Below are 23021 nucleotides of genomic sequence, written 5' to 3' on the forward strand. Positions count from 1 at the left end.
CCGAGGCGTGCCTTTCCGGACCTGCTTGAAACCGCGCTCAGTGACGCTTGCGCAGCTTCTGGATTGCCGCCAGCTGGGCGATGGCCGAAGCCAGTTCCGCCTGTGCTGCAGCGTAGTTGACACCTGCCTGACGGTTGGCCAGTGCTTCTTCGGCCAGACGCTTGGCTTCGTTCGCCTTTGCTTCGTCCAGGTCTGTACCGCGGATGGCGGTATCCGCCAGCACGGTCACCAGACCCGGTTGCACTTCCAGCAGGCCGCCGGCCACGAAGATCAGCTCGTCGGCTGCCTGATTCGGCAGCTTGATGCGGACCTCGCCCGGGCGGATGCGGGTGATCAGCGGCGTGTGGCCGGGCAGGATGCCCAGCTCGCCGCTCTCGCCCGGCAGCGCGACGAATTCTGCGAGCCCGGAGAAGATCTTCTCTTCCGCGCTGACAACGTTGACATGTACGGTCATAGCCATGATTACTCCGTGAATGCTGCCCGCAAGCCGCGCCGGACCGGAGTCCGTCACGGCTCACGCTTGCCGCGTCACTGCAGCGTCTTCGCCTTTTCGAACGCTTCCTCGATGCCGCCGACCATGTAGAAGGCCTGTTCCGGCAGGTGGTCACATTCGCCATTGACGATCATGTTGAAGCCCTTGATCGTGTCCGCCAGCGGAACGATCTTGCCCGGCGAGCCGGTGAAGACTTCAGCCACGTTGAACGGCTGCGACAGGAAACGCTGGATCTTGCGGGCGCGAGCCACGGCCAGCTTGTCTTCCGGCGACAGTTCGTCCATGCCCAGAATCGCGATGATGTCGCGCAGTTCCTTGTAGCGCTGCAGCGTCGATTGCACCTTGCGGGCGACCGCGTAGTGCTCTTCGCCGACGATCAGCGGATCCAGCTGACGCGAGGTCGAGTCGAGCGGATCGACCGCCGGGTAGATGCCCAGCGAAGCGATGTCACGCGACAGCACGACAGTTGCATCCAAGTGCTGGAAGGTCGTGGCAGGCGACGGGTCGGTCAAGTCATCCGCAGGCACATACACGGCCTGGATCGACGTGATCGAGCCGACCTTGGTCGAGGTGATGCGCTCCTGCAGGCGGCCCATTTCGTCGGCCAGCGTCGGCTGGTAGCCCACGGCGGACGGCATGCGGCCCAGCAGTGCGGACACTTCGGTACCGGCCAGCGTGTAGCGGTAGATGTTGTCCACGAAGAACAGAATGTCGCGGCCTTCGTCGCGGAACTTCTCGGCCATGGTCAGACCGGTCAGCGCCACGCGCAGACGGTTGCCCGGCGGCTCGTTCATCTGGCCGAACACCATCGCCACCTTGTCGAGAACCTTCGACTCTTCCATCTCGTGGTAGAAGTCGTTGCCCTCACGGGTGCGCTCACCCACACCGGCGAACACGGAGTAACCACCGTAGCTCTTCGCGATGTTGTTGATGAGTTCCATCATGTTCACGGTCTTGCCCACACCGGCACCGCCGAACAGACCGATCTTGCCGCCCTTGGCGAACGGGCAGATCAGGTCGATCACCTTGATGCCGGTGGGCAGCAGGTTAACCGACGGGCTCAGTTCGTCGAACTTCGGAGCCTTCTGGTGAATGGCACGGCGTTCTTCGGTGGCGATGTCGCCCGCTTCGTCGATCGGACGGCCAAGCACGTCCATGATGCGACCCAGCGTGGCGGTGCCGACCGGCACGCTGATCGCGGCGCCGGTACCCTTCACCTTCATGCCGCGGCGCAGACCGTCGCTGGAACCCAGCGCAATCGTACGCACCACGCCGTCGCCCAGCTGCTGCTGGACTTCGAACGTCAGACCCGCTTCGGCCGTGTGCGAACCATCGGCCTCGTCGAGCTGTAGCGCTTCAAACACTTTCGGCATCGAGTCGCGCGGGAACTGGATATCCACCACGGCGCCGATACACTGAACGATGTTTCCGGTATTCATCGTCTATCCCCAATACAAAAATTCGTTTGCGCGATCAGACTGCCGCGGCGCCGCCGACGATCTCGGACAGTTCCTTGGTAATCGCCGCCTGGCGGGTCTTGTTGTAGACCAGCTGCAGTTCGCCGATGACATTGCCTGCGTTGTCAGACGCGGCCTTCATCGCCACCATACGTGCGCTCTGTTCGGACGCCATGTTTTCGGCGACCGACTGATACACCAGCGCTTCAACGTAACGAACGAGCAGCTCGTCGATCACCACCTGCGGGTCCGGCTCGTACAGGTAATCCCAGGTGCCTTCCGGCGTGCCCAGACGATCGCCCGTGAGCGGCAGCAGTTGCTCAAGCACCGGCTCCTGCTTCATCGTGTTGATGAAGCGGGTGAAGGACAGATAGACCGCGTCGAGCTCGCCGGCCTGGAAGGCGTCGATCATGACCTTGACCGGTCCGATCAGCTTTTCCAGATGCGGCGTATCGCCCAGCTGCGTCACCTGTGACACCACCTTGGCGCCCATGCGCTGCATGAAGCCCAGACCCTTGTTGCCGATGGCGGCAACGCGGATTTCGGTGGCGCCCTTGCCTTCCCACTCCTTCATCGTGTTCAGCGCCAGACGCAGCACGTTGGTGTTCATGCCGCCGCACAGACCCTTGTCCGTGGTGACGACGATGATGCCGACGCGCTTGATCTGACCGACGGTCGCGAGGAACGGGTGCTTGTAGTCGCTGATCGTGGCGGCAGACAGGTTGGCAGCAAGACGGCGGATCGTGTCGGCGTAGGGCCGGGCGGCCCGCATCCTGTCCTGCGCCTTGCGCATCTTGGATGCAGCCACCATCTCCATCGCCTTGGTGATCTTCTTCGTGTTTTGCACGCTCTTGATCTTGGAACGGATCTCTTTTCCGCTGGCCATGGTTATCTCCTGTCCGCGCGCTTACGCCCAGCTCTTCTTGAACTCGGCCACCGCGGCAGCAAGCGTCTTTTCCGATTCACCGTCGAGGTCCTTGGAGGACTCGATCTTGTTCATCAGATCGGAATACTTCTGCTGCAGGAACTGGTGCAGGGCCGATTCAAAAGCGAGCACGCGGGACACTTCGACGTCGTCGAAATAGCCGTTGTTGGCGGCGTACAGCGAAACACCCATCTGGGCGACCGACAGCGGCGAGTACTGCGGCTGCTTCATCAGTTCGGTCACGCGGCGGCCACGCTCGAGCTGCTTGCGGGTCGCTTCGTCCAGGTCGGAGGCGAACTGCGCGAACGCAGCCAGCTCACGGTACTGGGCCAGCGCCAGACGGACACCGCCGCCCAGCTTCTTGATGATCTTGGTCTGGGCCGCACCACCGACGCGGGACACCGACACACCGGCGTTGATAGCCGGGCGGATGCCTGCGTTGAACAGGTCGGTTTCCAGGAAGATCTGGCCGTCGGTAATCGAGATCACGTTGGTCGGAACGAAGGCGGACACGTCGCCGGCCTGCGTTTCGATGATCGGCAGCGCAGTCAGCGAACCGGTCTTGCCCTTGACTTCACCGTTGGTGAACTTCTCGACGTAGTCGGGATTCACGCGAGCGGCGCGCTCGAGCAGACGGCTGTGCAGGTAGAACACGTCGCCCGGGTAGGCTTCGCGGCCCGGCGGACGGCGCAGCAGCAGCGAAATCTGACGATAGGCCACGGCTTGCTTGGACAGATCGTCATAGACGATCAGCGCGTCTTCGCCGCGGTCACGGAAGTATTCGCCCATCGTGCAACCGGCGTACGGTGCCAGGAACTGCATGGCGGCCGAGTCGGAGGCGGTGGCGGCGACGACGATGGTGTATTCCATCGCGCCGTACTCTTCCAGCTTGCGCACCACGTTGGCGATGGTCGAGGCCTTCTGGCCCACCGCAACATAGATGCAGGTCATGTTCTGACCCTTCTGGTTGATGATGGCGTTGACGGCGACCGCGGTCTTGCCGGTCTGACGGTCACCGATGATCAGCTCGCGCTGGCCACGGCCGACCGGCACCATCGAGTCGATCGACTTCAGGCCGGTCTGCACCGGCTGCGAAACCGACTGACGTGCGATCACGCCCGGAGCCACCTTTTCAACCTTGTCGGTCAGCTTGGCGTTGATCGGCCCCTTGCCGTCGATCGGCTGGCCGAGCGAGTTCACGACGCGACCGATCAGCTCGGGGCCGACCGGCACTTCGAGAATGCGGCCCGTGCACTTGACGGTCTGGCCTTCGGAAATGTGTTCGTAGTCACCCAGAACCACGGCGCCGACGGAGTCGCGCTCGAGGTTCAGCGCCAGACCGAACGTGTTGCCTTCGAATTCCAGCATTTCGCCCTGCTGGACATCGTCCAGGCCGTGCACGCGCACAATGCCGTCGGTCACCGAAACCACGGTGCCCTCGGTGCGCGCCTGCGACGACAAATGCAGGTTCTGGATCCGGCTCTTGATCAGGTCGCTGATTTCAGACGGATTGAGGTTCATCAAAAAACTCCTAGTTCTGTAGCGCAGTGGCCATGGCGGCAAGCTTGCCGCGGACCGAGGCATCGATCACTTCGTCACCGACCGCAACCTTCACACCGCCGATCAGTTCGGGATCGAGCGTGACCCGGGCTTCCAGGCGACGGCCGAAACGCGGCTCGAGGTCGGCCAGCAGGCGCGACACGGTGGCGTCGTCCATCGGGAAGGCGGAACTGATGTGGGCGACGGCGCAGCGCTCGTGCTCGTTCTTCAGCTCGGTGAAGAGCTCCGCGATTTCGGGCAGCACGGCCAGACGGCCGTTCTGCGCCAGCACGCGTGCGAAGCTGCGATGCGCCTCGGCAAGTTCGCCGGGCACTGCGGTGAGGAAGAGGAAACCACGGTCGGTCGAGGTGCGGGTCGGATCGGCCAGCAGCTTCTTGACCTGCGGCTCGGCGGCAGCGGCGGCCATCAGACCGAGGGCGTCAGCCCAAGCTGCCAGCGAGTTGCCTTCCTTGGCCAGCTGGAACGCGGCTTCGGCGTAGGGTCGCGCGATGGTGACGTTCTCTGCCATGGTGTCAGCTCAGTTCCTGCTTCAGGTTGGTGAGCAGATCGGCGTGGACTTGGGCGTTGATCTCGCGACGCAGGATGCGTTCTGCACCCGCGACCGCCAGCGTGGCGACCTGGTCGCGCAGGGCATCTTTCGCCTTCTGCGCTGCAGCCGCAGCTTCGGTGGTCGCTGCTTCGCGGGCCGCCGCGACGATGCGATTCGCTTCCGCGCGCGCATCCTCGACCAGCTTGGCCGCCTGCTTCTCTGCACCCGAACGGAGCTCGGCCGCGGACTCGCGCGCTGCGCGCAGTTCCTCGATCGACTTCTTCTCCGCGTTGGCCAGATCCGCCTTTGCCTTGTCCGCAGCCGCCAGCCCGTCAGCGATCTTCTTCGCGCGTTCGTCGAGAGCCTTGACGATCGGCGGCCACACGAAGCTCTTCGTGAACCACACAAAGGTCAGGAACACGACGATCTGGATGATGAGCGTTGCGTTCAGATTCACGGCAACTTTCCCTTCAATAAATCGGTGTTGGGGCGGATGCCGTTCTTACTTCAGGAAGGTCGAAGTGGCGAACCAGAGGGCGATACCGGTACCGATAATGAAGGCGGCGTCGATCAGGCCGGCCAGCAGGAACATCTTGACCTGCAGCGCGTTCATCAGCTCCGGCTGGCGAGCCGAGGCTTCGAGGTACTTACCGCCCATCAGCGCGATACCGATACAAGCACCAATTGCACCCAGACCGATGATCAGACCGCAGGCGAGGGCGACGAGACCGAACACTTGTTCCATAACAGCTCCTTAGATTTAAAAGAAAAACGAAAACAACAAACCGGACTGCAACTGCAAACTCAGTGACCTTCGTGTGCCTGACCGATGTACACCAGCGTCAGCATCATGAAGATGAATGCCTGGAGCGCGACCACGAGGATGTGGAACACCGCCCATGCGAAACCCGCGACGATGTGGCCAAAGGCGAGCAGGAAGCTCGGCGCGTTGGCACCCGTCCAGGCGGCACCCATCAGCGCGATCAGCATGAAGATGAGTTCGCCGGCAAACATGTTGCCGAACAGACGCATGCCGTGCGACACGGTCTTGGCAAGGAATTCGATGACGTTCATCGCGAAGTTGAACGGCGCCAGGATGAGCTTGTCGCCGAACGGCGCCGAGATCAGTTCGTGCGCCCAGCCGCCGGCGCCCTTGATCTTGACGTTGTAGTACAGACACACCAGCAGCACGGCGATCGACATGCCCATGGTCGCGTTGATGTCGGCGGTCGGCACGACACGCATGTAGGCGTGGTGCGGGTCGTGACCGGCGGAGGCGTAGATGCCTTCCCAGATGCGCGGCAGCAGATCGAGCGGCAGGAAGTCCATCGCGTTCATCAGGAAAATCCAGACGAAGACGATGAGGGCGAGCGGTGCCACGGTACGGCGCGACTCTTCGCTGTGAATCAGACCCTTGGCCTGATCGGCGACCATCTCGACCAGAATCTCGACGGCGGCCTGAAAGCGCCCCGGCACGCCGGACGTCAACTTCGCCGCAGCGCGGTAAAGCACGAACAGCGCGAGGACGCCGAGCAGCACCGAGTAGAAGACGGTATCGAGGTTGACCAGATTCCAGTTGATCAACTCGACCTGCTTCTCGCCGGTGTTGTTCAGGAAGGTCAGGTGGTGGGCGATGTATTCGCCGGGGGTCGGGCCGTGGGCCACTTCAGTCGCCAGTTCGGTTCCAGATGCCATGTCAGTGTTTGAACAAGAAAGCAAAAAAACCTGCCTGCAGCGCCGCGCCCAGACCCCCCAAGAACCAGCCCCACGACAATCCGGGCACGAGGTAGTGGCACAGCAACAGCAGCCCAATCGTCGAGACGACCTTGATCGCCTCGCCGAGGAAGAATTCAAGCGGGTACGACACCGCGGCCTGCGCCCCAGGGCGCGCCAGACGACCGAGACGTATCGCGAACAGGAGACTCGGCACCGCATAACTCAGGCCACCGAGCAGGGCGGACAGTCCAGCCATCCAGCCCCCGACGAACAGCGCAATGCCCGTCACCACGAGCACCAGCGAAAGCTGCAGCATGATCGCTTTCAACATGCAGCAGGCCTTCCACGCATCCGTACCACCCAAAGTCCGCGAACCTCGAATCTTCTATAAGACACAAGTGTTCGCACTGCGACGAGCTGAACCGGCACAGCTTCGCGCGCAAAGCCCTTGACGATACATACGCTTACAGCCGCCGTCAAGAAGTTCCCGGATTTTGCCCCGGAACAGTGCACATGCATCGGATCAGGCAAAAAGAAAACATTTGAAAACATTTCGCACGCTCCGCTCGCGGGCAAGGCTTGACCTCGATCTGAAAATAGTCGATATTTTTCGACATGAGAAACGACTACGCCCAGACCATTCCTGCCGACTGGCAGGACTACTCCCGTCTGTTCGCCGCGCTCGGCGACCCGGAGCGGCAGCGCATCCTGCTCACCTTCGAGCCGGGAGAAAGCCTCAACGTGACCGAGCTGACTCGCGCCTCCTCGCTGAGCCGGCCCACCGTTTCGCATCACCTGAAACTGCTGTGCGAAGCCGGCGTGCTCGAGCGGACACGGCAGGGCCGCGAAATCCACTTCCGGCTTCAGGCCGACGCGCTGATCCAGCGGCTGCAGACCGTCATCGACTACCTGGACGCGCACCGGTGAGCAGGTCCGCTCCCCGCCTCGCAGCAGACGAACTGTCGGCGCTGGCGCAGCGCGCCGGGCGCACACCTTTCTATGCCGTTGACAGCGCCGCCGTGTTCGCTCGCATCGACGCCTTGCGCGCCGCGCTGCCCGCCACCTTGCAGCTGTGCTACGCGGTGAAGGCTAATCCCTTGCCGGCGCTGCTGCAGTGCATCAGCACGCGGCTCGACGGCGCCGACGTCAGTTCGGGGGAGAACTGGCGCGCGCGCTCGACGCCGGCTTTTCCGCGGCGCACATCGGCTTCACCGGTCCGGGCAAGCGTGACACCGAGCTGGCGGCGGCGATCGCGGCCGGCGTGCGCATCTGCGCCGAATCAGTCGGCGAGATCGAGCGTATCGCGCGCATCGCCACGCAGCAGGGACGCCAGGCGCGCGTCGCGCTGCGCGCCAATCCGGACTTCGCGATCGCCGGCTCGCGCGTGCGCATGAGTGGCGACAGCTTCTTCGGCATCGACAGTGCGCAACTGGGTAGCGCCATCGCGGCCGTGCGCGGACACGGCCTCGAATTCGGCGGCCTGCACTATTACTGTGCGTCGCGCATGCTGGACGCGGCCGAGATCGTCACCCTGCACGCCCGCTGCTTTGCGGAAGCGATGCAGATCGCCGACGCGGCCGACATCGCACTGCCCTGGCTGAATCTGGGCGGCGGCTTCGGCGTTGCCATCGCCGACGACGAACAAGCGCTCGACTTCGCGCCGGTGGCGGCCCATCTGCACGCACTGGACGAGTCGCTGCGCGCGCGTCACCCGCGGGCCCGGCTCGCGCTCGAACCGGGCCGCTACCTGGTGGCCGAGGCCGGCATCTACGTCTGCAGCGTGATCGACCGCAAGACGGTGCGTGGTCGTACCTGGCTCATCGTCGATGGCGGCGCACACCAGCACCTGCACGCGACGCTGCAACCGGACCGGTTACAGCCGGCGAACTTCCCGATGACGCTGCATCCGCAGACGCCGACCGACGCGGTCGAACGGGTGAGCATCGCAGGGCCGCTGTGCGCACCGTTCGACGTGCTGGCGCGCGACATCGATCTGCCGCGCGCGCAAGCCGGCGATCTGCTGGTCGTGCATTGCTCCGGCGCCTACGGCGCCAGCGCCAGTCCGCTCGACTTCCTCGGCCATCCGCATCCGGCCGAACTCCTTTTCTGACCTCGCGGAGCATTCATGCTGCGTAGCCTTGTCCGTCCCCTGCTCACCTTCGTCTGCCGACTGCTGTTCCGCATCAGCCCACCGGCGTCGCTGCCTGGCCAGCACGAGCGCCTGCTGGTGGTCGCCAATCACGAGTCCTTTCTCGACGGCCTGCTGCTCGGCCTCTTCCTGCCCATCGATCCGGTGTTCGTCGTGCACACCGGGGTCGCACGCAACCCCTTCTTCCGGCTGTTGCTGTCCCTGGTCGACTACCTCGCGGTCGATCCGACCAGCCCGATGGCGATGAAGAAGGTGATCCGCCTGCTCGAATCCGGTCGCCCGGTGGTCATTTTCCCCGAGGGACGCATCACCACGACCGGCAGCCTGATGAAAGTGTACGACGGTCCCGCCTTCGTCGCCGCAAAGACCGGTGCCACCGTGTTGCCGGTGCGGCTGGACGGCGCCTCGCGCAGCTATTTCTCGCGCGTATCCGGCCGCTACCCGAAGTCGCTGTTCCCGCGCATCGCGATCACCGTGCTGCCGACCACGAAGATCGTCATGCCGGAAGCGGGCAGCGCGAAGGAACGCCGTCGCCGCGCCGGTGAAGCGATGCGCCGGCTGATGCAGGAAATGATCTTCGCCTCGCGCCCGCAGCAGACGCTGTTCGACGCGCTGTGCGACGCGGCCGAAATCCACGGCCGTAGCCGCCGTCTGGTCGAGGACATGAAGCAGATCGAGTATTCATATGGCGACCTGTTGAAGATGGCGCTGGCGCTCGGTCGCGTCGTCGCCCGCATCACGCGGCCGGACGAGCGCGTCGGCGTGCTGCTGCCCAACCTCGCGCCGACGCTGGGCCTGGTGTTCGGCCTGAACGCGCACCGCCGGGTGCCGGCCATGCTCAATTACACCGCCGGCGTCAACGGCATGCAGGCGGCCTGCACCGCGGCCGAACTGCGCGTCATCGTCACCTCGCGCGCCTTCGTCGACCAGGCCAAGCTGGGCGACAAACTGGCCGCGCTGCAGGGTGTCGAACTGCACTACCTGGAAGACCTGCGCGAACGCATCACGCTGGCGGACAAGCTGTGGCTCATGCTGTGGGCGCTGCGCGCACCGCGGCTGGCGGCCGAAAAGCTGTCGCCCGAAGCACCGGCGGTCGTGCTGTTCACCTCGGGCTCGGAAGGAAAGCCCAAGGGCGTCGTGCTGTCGCACCGCGCGCTGCTCGCCAACATCGCGCAGATCCGCGCGGTGATCGACTTTTCGGTCAACGACAAGATACTCAACGCGTTGCCGCTGTTCCATTCCTTCGGCCTGACCGCCGGCGGCCTGCTGCCGCTGCTGACCGGCGCCAAGGTGTTCCTCTATCCGTCGCCGCTGCACTATCGCGTCATTCCGGAACTGGCCTACGACCGCAACTGCACCGTGCTGCTCGGCACCAGCACCTTCCTCGGCAACTACGCGAAGTTCGCCCACCCCTACGACTTCTACCGGCTGCGCTACGTCATCGCCGGCGCCGAGAAGCTGTCGGAATCGGTGCGCACGGCGTGGTTCGAGAAGTTCGGCCTGCGCATCTTCGAAGGCTATGGCGCGACCGAAACCGCGCCGGTGCTGGCGGTGAATACGCCGATGGCCTATCGCAGCGGTACCGTCGGCCAGCTGCTGCCGGGCCTGCACGCGAAGCTGATGCCGGTGGCCGGCATCGACCGCGGTGGCGTGCTGCATGTGAGCGGCCCCAACCTGATGAGCGGCTATCTGAAGTGGGACAGGCCGGGCGTACTGCAGGCGCCGTCGTCGGAAGCGGGCGAAGGCTGGTACGACACCGGCGACGTGATCGAATTCGACGACGACGGCTTCGTGCGCATCGTCGGCCGCGTCAAGCGCTTCGCCAAGGTGGCCGGCGAAATGATCTCGCTGGAAACGGTCGAGAAACTGGCCACCGCCGCCAGCCCGGCGGCACAGCACGCGGCGTTGACACAGCCCGACCCGGCACGCGGCGAAACCATCGTGCTGTTTACAACCGACGCCGCGCTCGGCCGCGACGCGCTGCAGGCGGCCGCCCGCGAGCGCGGCGCGCCGGAAATCGCGGTGCCGCGCAAAATCGTCGTCGTCAACGCGCTGCCGCTGCTCGGCACCGGCAAGACCGACTACGTGACGTTGAAGAGGATGGCGGAGTCCGCCTGACCATGGATGCCCGTCGTCGTCGCCTGCTGAAGACCGGCCTCGTGCTCGGCGGTGCCGCGGCCGGCGGCTGGGCGCTGAGCACGGTCGCGCGCAGCCAGCTGATGAACCCCTGCCTCGCCGCGCTGCCGCCGGAACTGGCCGGTCACGAACTGATCGCGCAGACCTTCGACGGGCTGGACCCGACGCTGCTGCGCGACGTCCACGTGCACCTTGCCGGCACCGGCGATTCCGGTCGCGGCATCGAAATGACGCCGCGCATGCTGAGCCCGCTGCACCCGGCCGAATACGTGCAGCGCCTGTTCTATCTGAACGCCGGCTGTGCGCACGAAGACCCGGGCCGCGTTGACGCCAGTTACGTTGACCGCCTGCACAACCTGGTCGAAGCGCTGCCGGCCGGCTTCAAGCTCATGCTGTTCGCGTTCGAGCGCGCCTACGACGAGGCGGGCCGTCACCTGCCCGAGCACACTGCCTTCCACGTGCCCGACGCCTACGCGCGTGACGTCGCCCGCGGCAACCCGGACCATTTTGAGTGGGTGTGCTCGGTCCACCCCTACCGCGAGGATGCCGTCAACGCGCTCGAAGCGGCAGCGCGCGACGGCGCACGCGCCATCAAATGGCTGCCGCCGGCGATGGGCATCGACCCCGCGTCGAAACGCTGTGACCGTTTCTACGCCGCGGCCGCCCGCCTCGGCCTGCCGCTGATCAGCCACGCTGGCGAGGAAAAGGCCGTGCATGGCGCGGGCGGGCAGGAGCTGGGCAACCCGCTGCGGCTGCGCCGTGCGCTCGACCACGGTGTCACCGTCATCGTCGCCCACTGCGCGACGATGGGCCGCGACGTTGACCTCGATGCCGGCCGCGGTGCGCCACTGCGCAGCAGCTTCGAACTGTTCGCACGGCTGATGGGCGAGCGCCGCAACGGTCGTCTGTACGGCGACATTTCGGCGATCACGCTGCGCAATCGTGACGTCGAAGTCGTGCGCGCGCTGCTGCGCCGCGAAGACTGGCACGACCGCTTGCTCTACGGCTCCGACTATCCGCTGCCGGGCATCCTGCCACTGATGTCGCTGTCTTCGCTGGCTCGTGCCGGCCTGCTCGACGCGGCCGCCGCACCGGTGCTCGAACAGGTGCGCGACCACAATCCGCTGCTATTCGACTTCATGCTCAAACGCCTGCTGCGCGACGGCCGCCATCGCTTCGCGAACAGCGTGTTCGAAGCCGCGCGCGCCTTCCCCACTATCTGATCCACTGTCCCGACCGACTCCACACCGCATGCGCATTCCCGCCGCCCTCCTTACACTGGCACTCATGACGAATGCCCCTCCCACGCCCGCCGCGCCGCGCGACGCTCTGGCCGACAGCCGGATCGGTGTGTACGCCGGCAGCGACTTCCGGCTCGCCACTGGCCGCTGTATCGACTGCGCCGCACCGCCGCAGGCGCTGTGGTACTTCACCGACGACACCGTCGCCGTGCCGCGGGCCGACGCTGCCGGCTTCGTCGCCACACTGCCGGCGCAGGACGACGTGCGGCAGTGGGCCTACGCAAACGAATGGCAGCCGGACGCGCAGAAGCCTGCGCTGATCTGGCTCGGCTCGCCGCTGATCGCGCACGACGCCCGGCTCGACGCCGACGGCCGCACGCTCAGCTTCGCCGACGGCACGCGCGCCAGCTTCACGCTGGTGCCGCAGTTGCCGTCCAATGTGTCCTGGTTCAATGCCGACAGCACCGCCTGGCTGCAGGGGCAACGGCTCGCGCTGCGCGGCACGCGGTCGGGCGACAGCTTCACCGCGCGCACGGTCTGGCCGTCGTCCTTCGACATCGACCTCGCTGCACTGACGCCGTCGCCGCTGCAGGACGGCGAAACGCTGGCCACACTGGTACGCGCCGACGACGGTGGCGCACGCAAGCCGGCGTTGACGCGACTGCTGTGGGAGCGCACGCCGGGCGCTGCGCGCACGGCCGCCGGCAAGCCGGTTCTGGCCATCATGCTCAATGGTGCGCAGGGCGACGATGACGAGGCGCACGGCGGCCACTTCGCGATCGCCACCGGCCTGATGGGCGCGCGCGGCGAATGGAGCGACTGGCTGGTCGCCAACTTCTACAACCTCGACGCGCACAGCGAAAAGGGCATCGTCGCCTCGATGCTGACGATGGACGCCTACCTGACCGATCTCAACGGCGGCCAGAGCTGGTACCGCCCGTCGTACATGCTTGTCGCCGTGCTGCGCGACGACCGCGCGGCGCGCCTGTACGACCAGGGCATCGCGCGCGTGTTCAATCACTTCTACCGGCACGACTTCACCTACCGCCACGCCAGCGCGAACTGTGCCGGCATTAGCCTGGACACGCTGCGCTCGCTCGGCTGGAGCATCCCGACGCTGGGCCCGACCTCGAAGGCGAAGGCCTGGCTCGGCCTGCCCTATATGGCGATCAAGGACATGAGCGTGAGCAGCGGCCTGCAGGCCTTCGACTACATGATGGCCGAGCGCAGCGGCCTGTTTCCCTTCGTCGCCTTCAACGTCGCCGGCAGCGACCTGCTCGGCCGGCTGACCCAGGGCAAGGTGATGGACCAGGGGCTGGAACACCTGCTGGCCGACGACGTCGAGGCCCTCCTGTTCGTGCGCGTGCCGCAGATCCCGTCCTCGCGCGCCTTCGGCAGTGCGCCGGTCGCCAGTTACGAGGAGTACATGGCGCGCGTGCCGGCCGATCGCAGCCAGTGGGTGGTGCGCCCTGCACCGCCGCGCCCCTTCCCGGACGAACTGCGCGACCCGCAGGCACCGAAGGAACCGCTGCCGGCGTCGCGTCGCGCATTGATCGTGTGGCTGGTCGGCGCCGCCGCGGTGATCGCCTTTGTCGCGTACCGGCTGCTGCGGAGGACGTCATGAGCTCGCAGTTCCACCTGCTGAAGGAGGCGCGCTTCCGCCCCTTCTTCCTGACCCAGCTGCTGGGCGCGCTGAACGACAACGTGTTCAAGACCGCGCTGATCACGCTGCTCACCTTCCGCGCAGGCAGCATCACCGACGTGTCGCCAGCGCTGCTGGCCACCGTGCTTCCCGGCGTGTTCATCCTGCCCTTCTTCCTGTTCTCCGCCACCTGCGGCCAGCTTGCCGACAAGTACGACCGCGCGATGCTGGCGCGGCTGTCCAAGGTGATCGAGATCGCGGTGATGGGCCTGGGCGCCATCGGTTTCGTCGCCGCCAGCCTGCCCGCGCTGGTGCTGGCGCTGTTCCTGATGGGCACGCAATCGACGCTGTTCGGACCGGTCAAGTACGCCTACCTGCCGCAGCACCTGCACGAGGGCGAACTGGTCGGCGGCAACGGCCTGGTCGAATCGGCCACCTTCGTCGCCATCCTGCTCGGCCAGATACTCGGCGCATGGCTGGTCGGCGTGACCGACGCCTGGGGCCTGTCGGCCGCCGTGCTGTTGCTGGCGCTCGCCGGCTGGTGGACCAGCCGCGGCATCCCGCGTTCGCCGGCGCCCGAGCCGGCCATACGCATCGACTGGAATCCGGTCAGTTCGACCCGCGACAACCTGCGCTTCGCGGTCGGCAACCGCACCGTCTGGCTGTCGCTGCTCGGCATATCGTGGTTCTGGTTCTATGGCGCCACGTTGCTCGCGCAGTTCCCGGTCTACGCGTCCGACGTGCTGGGCGGCGGTGAGAACGTATTCATCCTGCTGCTGGCGGTGTTCTCGGTCGGCGTCGGCACCGGCTCGCTGCTGTGCGAAAAGCTGTCCGGCGGCCGCATCGAGATCGGTCTGGTGCCCTTCGGCGCGATCGGCCTCACGCTGTTCGGCGTCGATCTGTTCTTCGCCACACCGTCGGCGCCGCTGCCGGGTGACGGCAGCGTAAGCGCCTTCCTGCAGCACGCGGCGCACTGGCGCATGCTGATCGACATCGCGCTGCTCGGCGCGGCAGGCGGCCTCTACATCGTGCCGCTGTACGCGCTGATCCAGACCCGCTGCGAACGCAGCCACGCGGCTCGCGTGATCGCCGCCAACAACATCCTGAACGCGGGCTTCATGGTCGCGTCGGCCGGCGTGAGCCTGATGCTGTTCGAGGCGGGGCTGAACATCCCGCAGCTCTTCCTGGTGGCCGCACTGTTCAACGCGGCGGTGGCGGTGTTCATCTACACGCTGGTGCCGGAATTCCTGATGCGCTTCATCGTGTGGCTGCTGGTGCACACGGTGTACCGGCTCGACAAGAGGGGACTGGACAACATTCCCGCCGAAGGACCGGCGGTCATCGTCTGCAACCACGTGAGCTTCGTCGACGCGCTGGTGATCACCGCAGCATGCCCGCGGCCGATACGCTTCGTCATGCACCACGCCATCTTCCGTCTGCCAGTGCTGCGCTTCGTGTTCCGTACCAACCGCTGCATCCCGATCGCATCGGCCAAAGAGGATCCGAAGCTGCTGGAGCGCGCCTACGACGACATCGCTGCCGCGCTGGAGGCGGGCGAACTGGTCGGCATTTTCCCGGAAGGACTGATCACCGACACCGGCGACATCCACCCCTTCAAGCCCGGCATCACGCGCATCGTCGCGCGCACACCGGTGCCGGTGGTACCGCTGGCGCTGCGCGGCCTGTGGGGCAGCTTCTTCTCGCGCAAGGGTGGCCCGGCGATGACCAGGCCGCTGCGCCGCGGCCTGGTCAACCGCATCGAACTGGTCGGCGCGCCGGCAGTGGCGCCGGAGGCGGCGACACCGGACGCACTGCAGGCCATCGTCGCCGGCCTGCGCGGCGACCGCCGATGAGCGCCCCCGGCCACGACGGAGCCCGCCAATGCTGACCGCCATCCTCTGTGTTCTCGGCCTGATCGCCGGCGCCGCGCACGGCGAGATCGAAGCCTTCTTCGGCGCCCTCGCCGGTCTGGCTGCGGGCCTGTGGGTGTCGGCCCGCACCGCCGCGCGCGAGCGCGCAGTGCAGGAGCGGCTGCGCGAACTCGACGACAAGACGCGCTGGCTGTACGAGGCGCTGAAGGCGCGACCGGCAGCGGCAGCCGGCAAGGAAGCCACGAGCGCGGCGCCGGAGGATGCAGCGACACCGGCCGCCACTGAAGCGCCGCCTGCCGTCGCGCCAGCCGTGGTCGCGCCAGCAGCGGTCAGCACACAGGCCGCGCCGCTCGACGCGCTGCACGCCGAGGGCACACGCGTCGCCGCTCGACCGCAGCCGTCGGCGGCCGAGCGCGACGACATCACCCGGCCGCTCGCCACGCTGTGGTCGCGCCTGATGGGCAGCAATCCGCTGGCGCGCATCGGCGTCATCGTGCTGTTCTTCGGCGTCGCGTCGGCGCTGCGGCTGGCCGCCCAGGCCGGCTGGCTGCCGCCCGGGCTGCGGCTGGCGGCGGCCGTCGCCACCGGTGCGGCGATGATCGGCTTCGGCCTGCGCCTGCCGGGCGACGGGCCGCGCCGCATGTTCGCGCTGGCGATCCAGGGCGGCGGCTTCGCGCTGCTCTACCTGGCGGTCTATTTCGCGCTGGCGCGCTACGGCTTCATCGGGCCGGCCCCCGCCTTCCTGCTGTTCGCCGCGCTCGGCGTCGCCTGCGCGGTTGCCGCCGCGCGGCAGAGCTCGCAGGTGCTCGCGCTGCTCGGCCTGTCCGGCGCCTTCGTGGCACCGATGCTGGCGTCCAGCGGGCAGGGCCAGTACGTCGTGCTGTTCAGCTATTACCTGCTGTTGGACGCCTTCATCATCGCGCTGAGCTGGCGGCGCGCCTGGCGCGCACTCATCTTCGCCGGCTTCCTGTTCACCTTCGCGGTCGGCGCCGGCTGGGGCCTGCGCAGCTATGTGGCGGACGACTACCTCGTGGTGCAGGGCTTCCTGATCGCCTTCTTCGTGCTGTTCACCGCCACCCATGTCGCCCAGACGGTGCTGCGCGCGCCGGGCGCGGCCGGCTGGCAGTCCGGCAGCCTGCTGTTCGGCCCGCCGCTGGCGGCCGGCGTGCTGCAGGCGGCGCTGGTCCAGCCCTATGAATACGGCGCGGCGATCAGCGCAGCGCTGGCCGGCGTCTACTACCTTGGGCTGGCCGGCCTGCTGCGCCACCGCGCACCCGACGAAGTGCTCACCTTCCGCGCCCATGCCGGCATCGGCGCCGCGCTGCTGACGCTGGCCGTGCCGCTCGCATTCGATCTGCAGATGACCGCCGCGATCTACGCGGTCGAAGGCGCGGCAGCGCTGTGGTACGGCTGCGCCCGCGCCTCCCGCCTGACGTTGTGGGCAGGTGCTGCGCTGCAGGTCGCAGCCGGATTCTGGCTGGCCGCCTCGCTCGATACGCTGACCGTCGCCTGGCCGCTGCTCAACGGCCGCACGCTCGGCTGCCTGCTGCTGGCCGGTGCGGCGCTGTCCTCGGTGCGCGTGCTGCGCCAGACCGGCGCCGGCGCGGACTGGCTGCCGAAGGCGCTCACGCTGTGGCTGGCCGGCTGGTGGCTGTTCGGTGGCCTGGCCGACATCGACGACTTCGTGCCGCACGACCTGCAGCCGGCGATCGCGCTGCTGTTCGGCGTCGCCAGCGCCGCCTTCGCCGAACAGCAGGGCCGCGCCCGCGACTTCATCACCGCCCGCGCGCTGGCCGCATTGACGCTGCCCATCCTGTGGGCCGGCAGCCTGCTCGCCTGGGACCAGCACGGGCACCTGCTGTACGGTGCGATGGCGCTTGCGCTGCCACTGGCCTGGGCCACCCACCTGTGGGCGCTGCGCCGGCAGGACGAAGACGGTGCAGCGCTGCTGAACACCGCACGCCACGTCGCCACCGCGTGGACGCTGCTGCTGTCGGTCGGCATCGAAGCCGGTAGCTGGCTGGCCGACTGGCTGCCGGGGCAGGACCTGTGGGGCTGGCTGGCCTGGATCGCCGTCTGGCTCACGGCCGGCCGAGCGCTGCAATCGGCGCTTTCCGCTGACGGCGAGAACGCCGACGTCTGGCCCTGGGCCGCCGCACCCGAGGCCTATGCGCGCACCGTGCTGTGGCCGGTCGCCGGCCTGCTGCTGCTGACGGTCGTCGCGCTGCAGTTCGGCCACGACGGCGGCTCCGCCCTGCCCTATCTGCCGCTGGCCTCGGCGCTCGATCTGGCCAGCATGGCCGCGCTGCTGTGGCTGGCGCGCAGCCGCCTGCTGCCGCGACCGCTGGTCGGCGCGGCCGGTCTGCTGTGGGTGTCGGCACTGGCGGCGCGCGGCGTGCATCACCTCGCCGGGGTGGCGTGGTCGGCCGCCGCCATGTTCCAATCCACGCTGCTGCAGGCGACGCTGTCGCTGACCTGGGCGCTGACCGCGCTGGCGCTGATGGTGTACGCGACACGAAGCGGTGCGCGCACGCTGTGGTTCGCCGGTTTCGCGCTGCTCGCCGCCGTTGGCGCCAAGATGCTGATGATCGACCTGGCCGGTGCCGGCACGGTCGAATGGACCGGCTCGCTGCTGGGCATCGGCGCGCTCATCCTGATCGCCAGCTACGTCGCACCGGTGCCACCCGGCACGCTTCCAGATGAAGAGGACTCCCGATGAAAAGACTGCTCGTTCCTGCCGCACTCGCGCTGGCCGCACTCGGCCCTGCGCACGCCGCCGACATCAAGCCCGGCCTGTGGGAATTCAAGTCGGCCATGAGCATGCCGGGCATGCCCGACATGTCGGCGCAGATGGCGCGCATGCAGGAAGAGATGAAGAAGATGCCGCCGGAAGCGCGCAAGATGATGGAACAGCAGATGGCCGCCCAGGGCGTGGCCATGGGCAGCGGCGGCGCGGTCCGCGTCTGCATCACGCCGGACGACGCCAAGCGCAGCGACATCTACTCCGGCAAGAACGACGGCAGCTGCACCTACAGCAACGTCACGAACACCGCGAAATCGGTCAAGGGCAAGATCAGCTGCACCAACCCGAAAGCCAGCGGCGACTTCGAGGCGGTGATCGACAGTCCGACCCATTTCACGTCGAAAATGAACATGCAGTCAGCCGAGGGGTTGATGAAGGCTGATACCGACGCGCGCTGGATCGCCGCCGACTGCGGCGCGGTCAAACCGACCGCCCGCTGATCCGCCGACTGTCCGACCCGACGCTTTACCCGATTGCAGACCCAACGCTGAACAGGAATGAAGGATTCACTGCTGCGGACGCCACTGGCGGACGCGACCGGACAGCCCGCCCGTCCGCAGCCGCCTGAACAGCCCATGCACGCCGCACACCCCGAACACCCGCGCAACCGCCGGCGGGCCGACAGCCTCGCACCGTTCTCGCTGAACGTCGAGACCAGTCCGCTCGGCGATACCAGCCTGCATTTCCGCGTCCGCCCCAGCGGGTTGATTGCGCTCGTGCTGGCGCTGCTGATCCACGCGCTCGCGCTGTGGTGGGTGATGCGGCCGAAGGCGGAGCCGGAACAGCCGCTCGGTGCCAACCAGCCGATCAGCGTGCGCATGATCACGCCGGAGGCGCCGCGCAAGGCGGCGTCCGAACCGCCGCCCGCCGCGGCGCCGACTCCGCCTGCTCCCAAGCCCAAGAAGCAGCCGCCCAAGAAGCAGCGCGAGAAAGCCCGCAAGGCGCCGCCGGTGCCGACCGAACCGCCGATCGCCCGCGTTCCGGTGCCCGAACCCGCCCCTGCACCCCCGCCGCCCAAACCAGCCGTTGCACCGGACGCGCCGACCGACATGGCGTCCTTCGTCGCCGCTCAGCGCGAAAAGCGCCGACTGGCCGAAGAGGCCGCCGCCGGCGAGAACGCCGCCGCGCGCGCCCGCGAACAGGGCCCGTCGGCCGACGATATCGCTGCCGCCAACATCAAGCGCAACCTGCAGCAGCCGGGCACCAACGGCGTGTTCCAGATCACCCGCAAGAGCGTGCGCACCGCCGCCTTCGTATTCCGCGGCTGGACCACCGACGCCGGCAACGCGCGACGCGAATTCATCGAGGTTGACGCGGGCCTGAACGGCGACATCGAGCGCGCCGTCGTGCAGCGCATGATCGAACTGATACGCCGCTACTACAGCGGCAACTTCAACTGGGAATCGCTGCGCCTGGGTCGCACCGTCGTGCTGTCGGCACGGCCGGAACACCAGAAGGAACTGGAGGATTTCCTGATCAAGGAGTTCTTCCGGGTCGGTGCGCAATACCCGCCGTAGTCGCGCCGAGCGCCTGCCGTGCCGCAGCGCAGCTTGGTGACGGCATGGCGGACGCCCGATAATCCGGGCGCACACGGAGGATTTCACGATGCCGCGCCACCCCGCACTGCCGGACGACGAAGAGAACGGAATGACGGACGCCGAACCTTTCCGCGGCCTCGCCCGCTACGAGCGGCAGATGCCCATCCACCAGATTTCCTACTACCTGTGCGGCGAGATACGCGAACCGCACCACTACACCGACCTGTTCTACACGCTGCGCACCGCGGCCGAGACCGACCTGATCTACCTGCACCTGAATTCGCCGGGCGGCGAATTCGACACCGGCCTGCAGATCATCAACAACATCCGCGCCTCGGAAGCGCACGTGGTCACGGTGCTCGAAGCGCGCGCCTTCTCGATGGCCGCCTTCATTTTCCTGAGCGGCGACGAACTGGTGGTGCATGACAACTGCCAGCTCATGTTCCACACCTATTCCGGCAGCCTGGACGGCCGCGGCAGCGAACAGCAGGCGCAAGTGGCCGCCGTCAGCAGCTGGTTCGAGAAGATGACGACCCGGCTGTGCTCCCCCTTCCTCAGCGACAGCGAAATCAGCCGCATCCTGAAGGGCAGCGATGTGTGGATGGATTCCGACGGCGTGCGGCAACGGCTGATGCGGATGCAGCGCGCGCAGGCGCAGGCTGTCCGGCGCAGGGTGGCGAAGAAGGATTGAAAAGCGTCATCAGCATGAAATCGTCCCAGAAGAGAAGTAGTTGGAGCGACTGCTATGATTCAGCGCATAGCTCAATGCCAAAGGAGCTCTTCCGTGAAGCCCTCCGCCCTTGAAGCCATTGAGGCGACCTTGATGCAATTGCCGCAGGCGGACCGTGTCCATCTCGCTGAACGTCTGCTGGCCAGCCTCGACGAAGAGGATGAAACCCTCGCCGAGTGGATTGCAGAGGCCGAGCGTCGCGCCGATGCCCATGACCGCGGTGAAATCGGGGCAATCAGCCTTGAAGATGCCCTGAGTCGCTTGCGAGCTGGCCTTCCCGGCCAAGCCGCCGAATGAAGGTCATCCTGCTTGAACCCGCACTGGACGAACTCACTGAGGCGCGTGATTACTACCTGAAGCAGGCCAGCGCGCGCATCGCGGCCGCCTTCGTGGAACAGTTCAACAACACGGCCTCCCTGATTCTGGCGCACCCCGAGCTTGGCAAGCCGGTCTCCCCACGCATGCGCGCCCTGCCGATCAGCCGCTTTCCGTATTCGGTCATCTACCGCATCACGTCCGACGCAATCATCGTGCAGGCGATCGCGCACCAGCGCCGCCGCCCGGCGTATTGGGCGCAGCGACGCTGACCCACGGTTTCAGCCTCCGCCGAACACCCTCTCCAGCGCCGGCTGCAGCATCGCGCCGTCGTCGGCCAGCCAGATCTGCCCTTCCTGCACGATGCACTGCAGGTCGGCGCCGCGCTGGGCGAGGCTGGCCAGGGCCTGGCTGTCGGCCGGAGTCAGCCGATACACGGTCAGGTTGGCCAGTTTCGACAAGGTGCCCTTCGACTGTTCCCACCACTGGCCGGCGGTGCGGCCGTAGGTCAGCACCACGACCTGTTCGGCGCGGGCGGCGGCCTTGCGCACCAGGCGCTCGTCCGGCAGGCCGACGTCTATCCACAGCCGGATGGCGCCGGTCAGGTCCTGGGCGTACAGGTCGGCTTCGTCCTCGGTGCTGAGGCCGCGGCCGAAGCGCAGGTCCTCGTCGGCGTGCAGCGCGAAGGCCAGCACGCGCACCATCATGCGTTCATCGCTCTCCGACGGGTGGCGGGCGACGGTCAGCGCGTACTCGCCGTAATGCGGCCGGTCCATGTCGGACACGTTCAATTTGATCTTGTAGATGGTGGATTTCAGAGCCATGGCCGACAATGTGCGCGATTCGAAAGACCGCACAGGATACCGACGTGAAGAAAACCGATCTGTACAAGAATGAAAGACTGAAGGTGGTGGCGCAGATGAAGCACGCCGCCGGGGCAAAAAGCGCGCTGGGCGCAGCGCCGGTCGTGGACCGCAAGGAACAGCGCCGGCTCGACGCCGAACGCGGTCTGGTGCCGTTCGCCGTGAAGATTCCGGCCGAACTGGCGGCGCGCCTGCGCGACCTGGCGACCGAGCGCCAGGTGTCACTGAACGATCTGGTGGACGAGCTGCTGCGCAAGGCGCTCGACTGACGCGGCCGTGCTGCGCGCCATCTTCGTCCTCAATCTGGTGACGGTCGGGCTGTTCTATCTGCCCGGCTGGCTCGCGCTGCGCGTGCTGACGCTGGGCCGCTACCCGCCGCCGCGCGGCGAGCCGCACAGCGAGGAGGCGGTGGCGCTGTTCGGCTTCTTCGTCACGCTGGCGCTGCTGCTGTGGTGGCTGGCGTGAGCGTGACGCTGGCCATCTGGGTCGATGCCGACGCCTGCCCGGCACCGGTCAAGGACATCCTGTTCCGCGCCGCAACGCGCACCGGCCTGCAGCTCACGCTGGTGGCCAACAAGCTGCTGCGCGTACCACCGTCGCCGCACATCCGCGCGGTGCAGGTGGCGCACGGTTTCGACGCGGCCGACCGCTACATCGAAGAGGCGGTGGGCGCCGGCGACCTGGTGATCACCGCCGACATTCCGCTGGCGGCCGCGGTGCTGGCGCGCGGCGCACACGCGCTGGAACCGCGCGGCGAGTGGTTCGCGCCGGGCACCATCCACGAACGCCTGCAGATGCGCGCGCTGATGAACGATCTTCGCGACAGCGGCGTCATGAGCGGCGGGCCGTCGGCGTTCTCCACCGCCGACAGTCGCAGCTTCGCCGCGGCGCTGGATGGCTTTCTCGCCCGGCTCAAGTGCAGTTGAACAGCGGCACATGAGCCGGTTCGCAGCGCATCCGGCATAAGCCGAACGCAATGCACCGCGCAAAAAATCAAATTTCAAGTCGCCCGGTCGCTTTCCTAGAGTGATTCAGCATCCGTGTCCGCGGATG

The 23021-nt window shown here is 66.8% G+C and carries 25 protein-coding genes; 15 read left to right on the plus strand and 10 right to left on the minus strand.

What is annotated here, in order from left to right; all coding sequences use genetic code 11:
- Positions 1–37 precede the first annotated feature (37 nt).
- The 9 genes from ACQ66H_RS20265 to ACQ66H_RS20305 form a co-directional block, all read right to left on the minus strand.
- Positions 38–460, minus strand: coding sequence for a F0F1 ATP synthase subunit epsilon (locus tag ACQ66H_RS20265; RefSeq protein WP_430435515.1), 423 nt, complete (start codon positions 458–460; stop codon positions 38–40).
- 68 nt (positions 461–528) lie between these two features.
- The gene (atpD, locus tag ACQ66H_RS20270) at positions 529–1932 is read right to left on the minus strand and encodes a F0F1 ATP synthase subunit beta (protein WP_430435516.1); all 1404 of its coding nucleotides are present in this window, start codon (positions 1930–1932) and stop codon (positions 529–531) included.
- 34 nt (positions 1933–1966) lie between these two features.
- Positions 1967–2836: a F0F1 ATP synthase subunit gamma gene (gene atpG / locus ACQ66H_RS20275; protein WP_008063739.1), complete on the minus strand. Its 870-nt coding sequence runs from the start codon at positions 2834–2836 to the stop codon at positions 1967–1969.
- Positions 2837–2857: 21 nt separating this feature from the next.
- On the minus strand, positions 2858–4396 hold the full coding sequence (atpA, locus tag ACQ66H_RS20280) for a F0F1 ATP synthase subunit alpha (protein WP_430435517.1): 1539 nt from the start codon (positions 4394–4396) through the stop codon (positions 2858–2860).
- A gap of 10 nt (positions 4397–4406) precedes the next feature.
- Positions 4407–4943: a F0F1 ATP synthase subunit delta gene (locus ACQ66H_RS20285; protein WP_019916202.1), complete on the minus strand. Its 537-nt coding sequence runs from the start codon at positions 4941–4943 to the stop codon at positions 4407–4409.
- Between the two features lie 4 nt (positions 4944–4947).
- On the minus strand, positions 4948–5421 hold the full coding sequence (locus ACQ66H_RS20290; protein WP_019916201.1) for a F0F1 ATP synthase subunit B: 474 nt from the start codon (positions 5419–5421) through the stop codon (positions 4948–4950).
- 45 nt (positions 5422–5466) lie between these two features.
- The gene (gene atpE, locus ACQ66H_RS20295; protein ID WP_008063733.1) at positions 5467–5709 is read right to left on the minus strand and encodes a F0F1 ATP synthase subunit C; all 243 of its coding nucleotides are present in this window, start codon (positions 5707–5709) and stop codon (positions 5467–5469) included.
- A 59-nt stretch (positions 5710–5768) separates the two neighbouring features.
- Positions 5769–6659, minus strand: a complete 891-nt coding sequence (gene atpB / locus ACQ66H_RS20300) for a F0F1 ATP synthase subunit A (RefSeq protein WP_430435518.1) — start codon at positions 6657–6659, stop codon at positions 5769–5771.
- A 1-nt stretch (position 6660) separates the two neighbouring features.
- Positions 6661–7011 (minus strand): ATP synthase subunit I, encoded by a 351-nt coding sequence (locus ACQ66H_RS20305; protein ID WP_019916197.1) that lies wholly within the window; start codon positions 7009–7011, stop codon positions 6661–6663.
- A gap of 284 nt (positions 7012–7295) precedes the next feature.
- On the opposite strand from ACQ66H_RS20305, the gene ACQ66H_RS20310 reads away from it, so the two are divergent.
- From ACQ66H_RS20310 to ACQ66H_RS20365, 12 genes are all read left to right on the plus strand, one after another.
- Positions 7296–7607 carry an ArsR/SmtB family transcription factor gene (locus ACQ66H_RS20310; protein ID WP_304026501.1) on the plus strand — a complete coding sequence of 104 codons (312 nt, stop codon included), beginning with the start codon at positions 7296–7298 and terminating at the stop codon, positions 7605–7607.
- Between the two features lie 187 nt (positions 7608–7794).
- Positions 7795–8790, plus strand: a complete 996-nt coding sequence (locus ACQ66H_RS20315; protein WP_430435519.1) for an alanine racemase — start codon at positions 7795–7797, stop codon at positions 8788–8790.
- A gap of 15 nt (positions 8791–8805) precedes the next feature.
- A complete protein-coding gene (gene aas / locus ACQ66H_RS20320; protein ID WP_430435520.1) occupies positions 8806–10947 on the plus strand; it encodes a bifunctional acyl-ACP--phospholipid O-acyltransferase/long-chain-fatty-acid--ACP ligase in 2142 nt (713 codons plus the stop codon).
- 2 nt (positions 10948–10949) lie between these two features.
- Positions 10950–12188 carry an amidohydrolase family protein gene (locus ACQ66H_RS20325; RefSeq protein ID WP_430435521.1) on the plus strand — a complete coding sequence of 413 codons (1239 nt, stop codon included), beginning with the start codon at positions 10950–10952 and terminating at the stop codon, positions 12186–12188.
- Positions 12189–12252: 64 nt separating this feature from the next.
- Positions 12253–13830, plus strand: a complete 1578-nt coding sequence (locus ACQ66H_RS20330) for a hypothetical protein (RefSeq protein WP_430435522.1) — start codon at positions 12253–12255, stop codon at positions 13828–13830.
- Positions 13827–15701: an MFS transporter gene (locus ACQ66H_RS20335; RefSeq protein ID WP_430435523.1), complete on the plus strand. Its 1875-nt coding sequence runs from the start codon at positions 13827–13829 to the stop codon at positions 15699–15701. The genes ACQ66H_RS20330 and ACQ66H_RS20335 overlap by 4 nt, the downstream gene beginning before the upstream one ends.
- Before the next feature lie 28 nt (positions 15702–15729).
- Positions 15730–18438 (plus strand): DUF2339 domain-containing protein, encoded by a 2709-nt coding sequence (locus ACQ66H_RS20340; RefSeq protein WP_430435524.1) that lies wholly within the window; start codon positions 15730–15732, stop codon positions 18436–18438.
- Positions 18435–18962 carry a DUF3617 domain-containing protein gene (locus ACQ66H_RS20345; RefSeq protein WP_430435525.1) on the plus strand — a complete coding sequence of 176 codons (528 nt, stop codon included), beginning with the start codon at positions 18435–18437 and terminating at the stop codon, positions 18960–18962. Before ACQ66H_RS20340 ends, ACQ66H_RS20345 begins: the two co-directional genes overlap by 4 nt.
- A gap of 57 nt (positions 18963–19019) precedes the next feature.
- The gene (locus tag ACQ66H_RS20350; RefSeq protein ID WP_430435526.1) at positions 19020–20039 is read left to right on the plus strand and encodes a hypothetical protein; all 1020 of its coding nucleotides are present in this window, start codon (positions 19020–19022) and stop codon (positions 20037–20039) included.
- A gap of 88 nt (positions 20040–20127) precedes the next feature.
- The gene (locus ACQ66H_RS20355; RefSeq protein ID WP_430435527.1) at positions 20128–20751 is read left to right on the plus strand and encodes a Clp protease ClpP; all 624 of its coding nucleotides are present in this window, start codon (positions 20128–20130) and stop codon (positions 20749–20751) included.
- 93 nt (positions 20752–20844) lie between these two features.
- On the plus strand, positions 20845–21087 hold the full coding sequence (locus ACQ66H_RS20360) for an addiction module protein (RefSeq protein WP_430435528.1): 243 nt from the start codon (positions 20845–20847) through the stop codon (positions 21085–21087).
- Complete coding sequence (locus ACQ66H_RS20365) at positions 21084–21377, plus strand: type II toxin-antitoxin system RelE/ParE family toxin (protein WP_430435529.1); 294 nt, start codon at positions 21084–21086, stop codon at positions 21375–21377. The genes ACQ66H_RS20360 and ACQ66H_RS20365 overlap by 4 nt, the downstream gene beginning before the upstream one ends.
- A 9-nt stretch (positions 21378–21386) precedes the next feature.
- On the opposite strand, the gene ACQ66H_RS20370 is transcribed toward ACQ66H_RS20365, so the two are convergent.
- The gene (locus ACQ66H_RS20370; RefSeq protein ID WP_430435530.1) at positions 21387–21929 is read right to left on the minus strand and encodes a YaeQ family protein; all 543 of its coding nucleotides are present in this window, start codon (positions 21927–21929) and stop codon (positions 21387–21389) included.
- A gap of 44 nt (positions 21930–21973) precedes the next feature.
- Between ACQ66H_RS20370 and ACQ66H_RS20375 the strand changes: the two genes are divergently transcribed.
- The 3 genes from ACQ66H_RS20375 to ACQ66H_RS20385 are packed head-to-tail and all read left to right on the plus strand — an operon-like array spanning position 21974 to position 22894.
- Entirely contained in the window at positions 21974–22237 is a 264-nt protein-coding gene (locus ACQ66H_RS20375) for a hypothetical protein (protein WP_020166296.1), read from the plus strand.
- Positions 22238–22244: 7 nt separating this feature from the next.
- On the plus strand, positions 22245–22433 hold the full coding sequence (locus ACQ66H_RS20380; RefSeq protein WP_430435531.1) for a hypothetical protein: 189 nt from the start codon (positions 22245–22247) through the stop codon (positions 22431–22433).
- 2 nt (positions 22434–22435) lie between these two features.
- Positions 22436–22894 carry a YaiI/YqxD family protein gene (locus tag ACQ66H_RS20385; protein WP_430435669.1) on the plus strand — a complete coding sequence of 153 codons (459 nt, stop codon included), beginning with the start codon at positions 22436–22438 and terminating at the stop codon, positions 22892–22894.
- The last annotated feature ends 127 nt before the right edge of the window (positions 22895–23021 follow it).

The sequence above is a fragment of the Methyloversatilis sp. genome (assembly GCF_965284615.1).
Lineage (GTDB): Bacteria > Pseudomonadota > Gammaproteobacteria > Burkholderiales > Rhodocyclaceae > Methyloversatilis.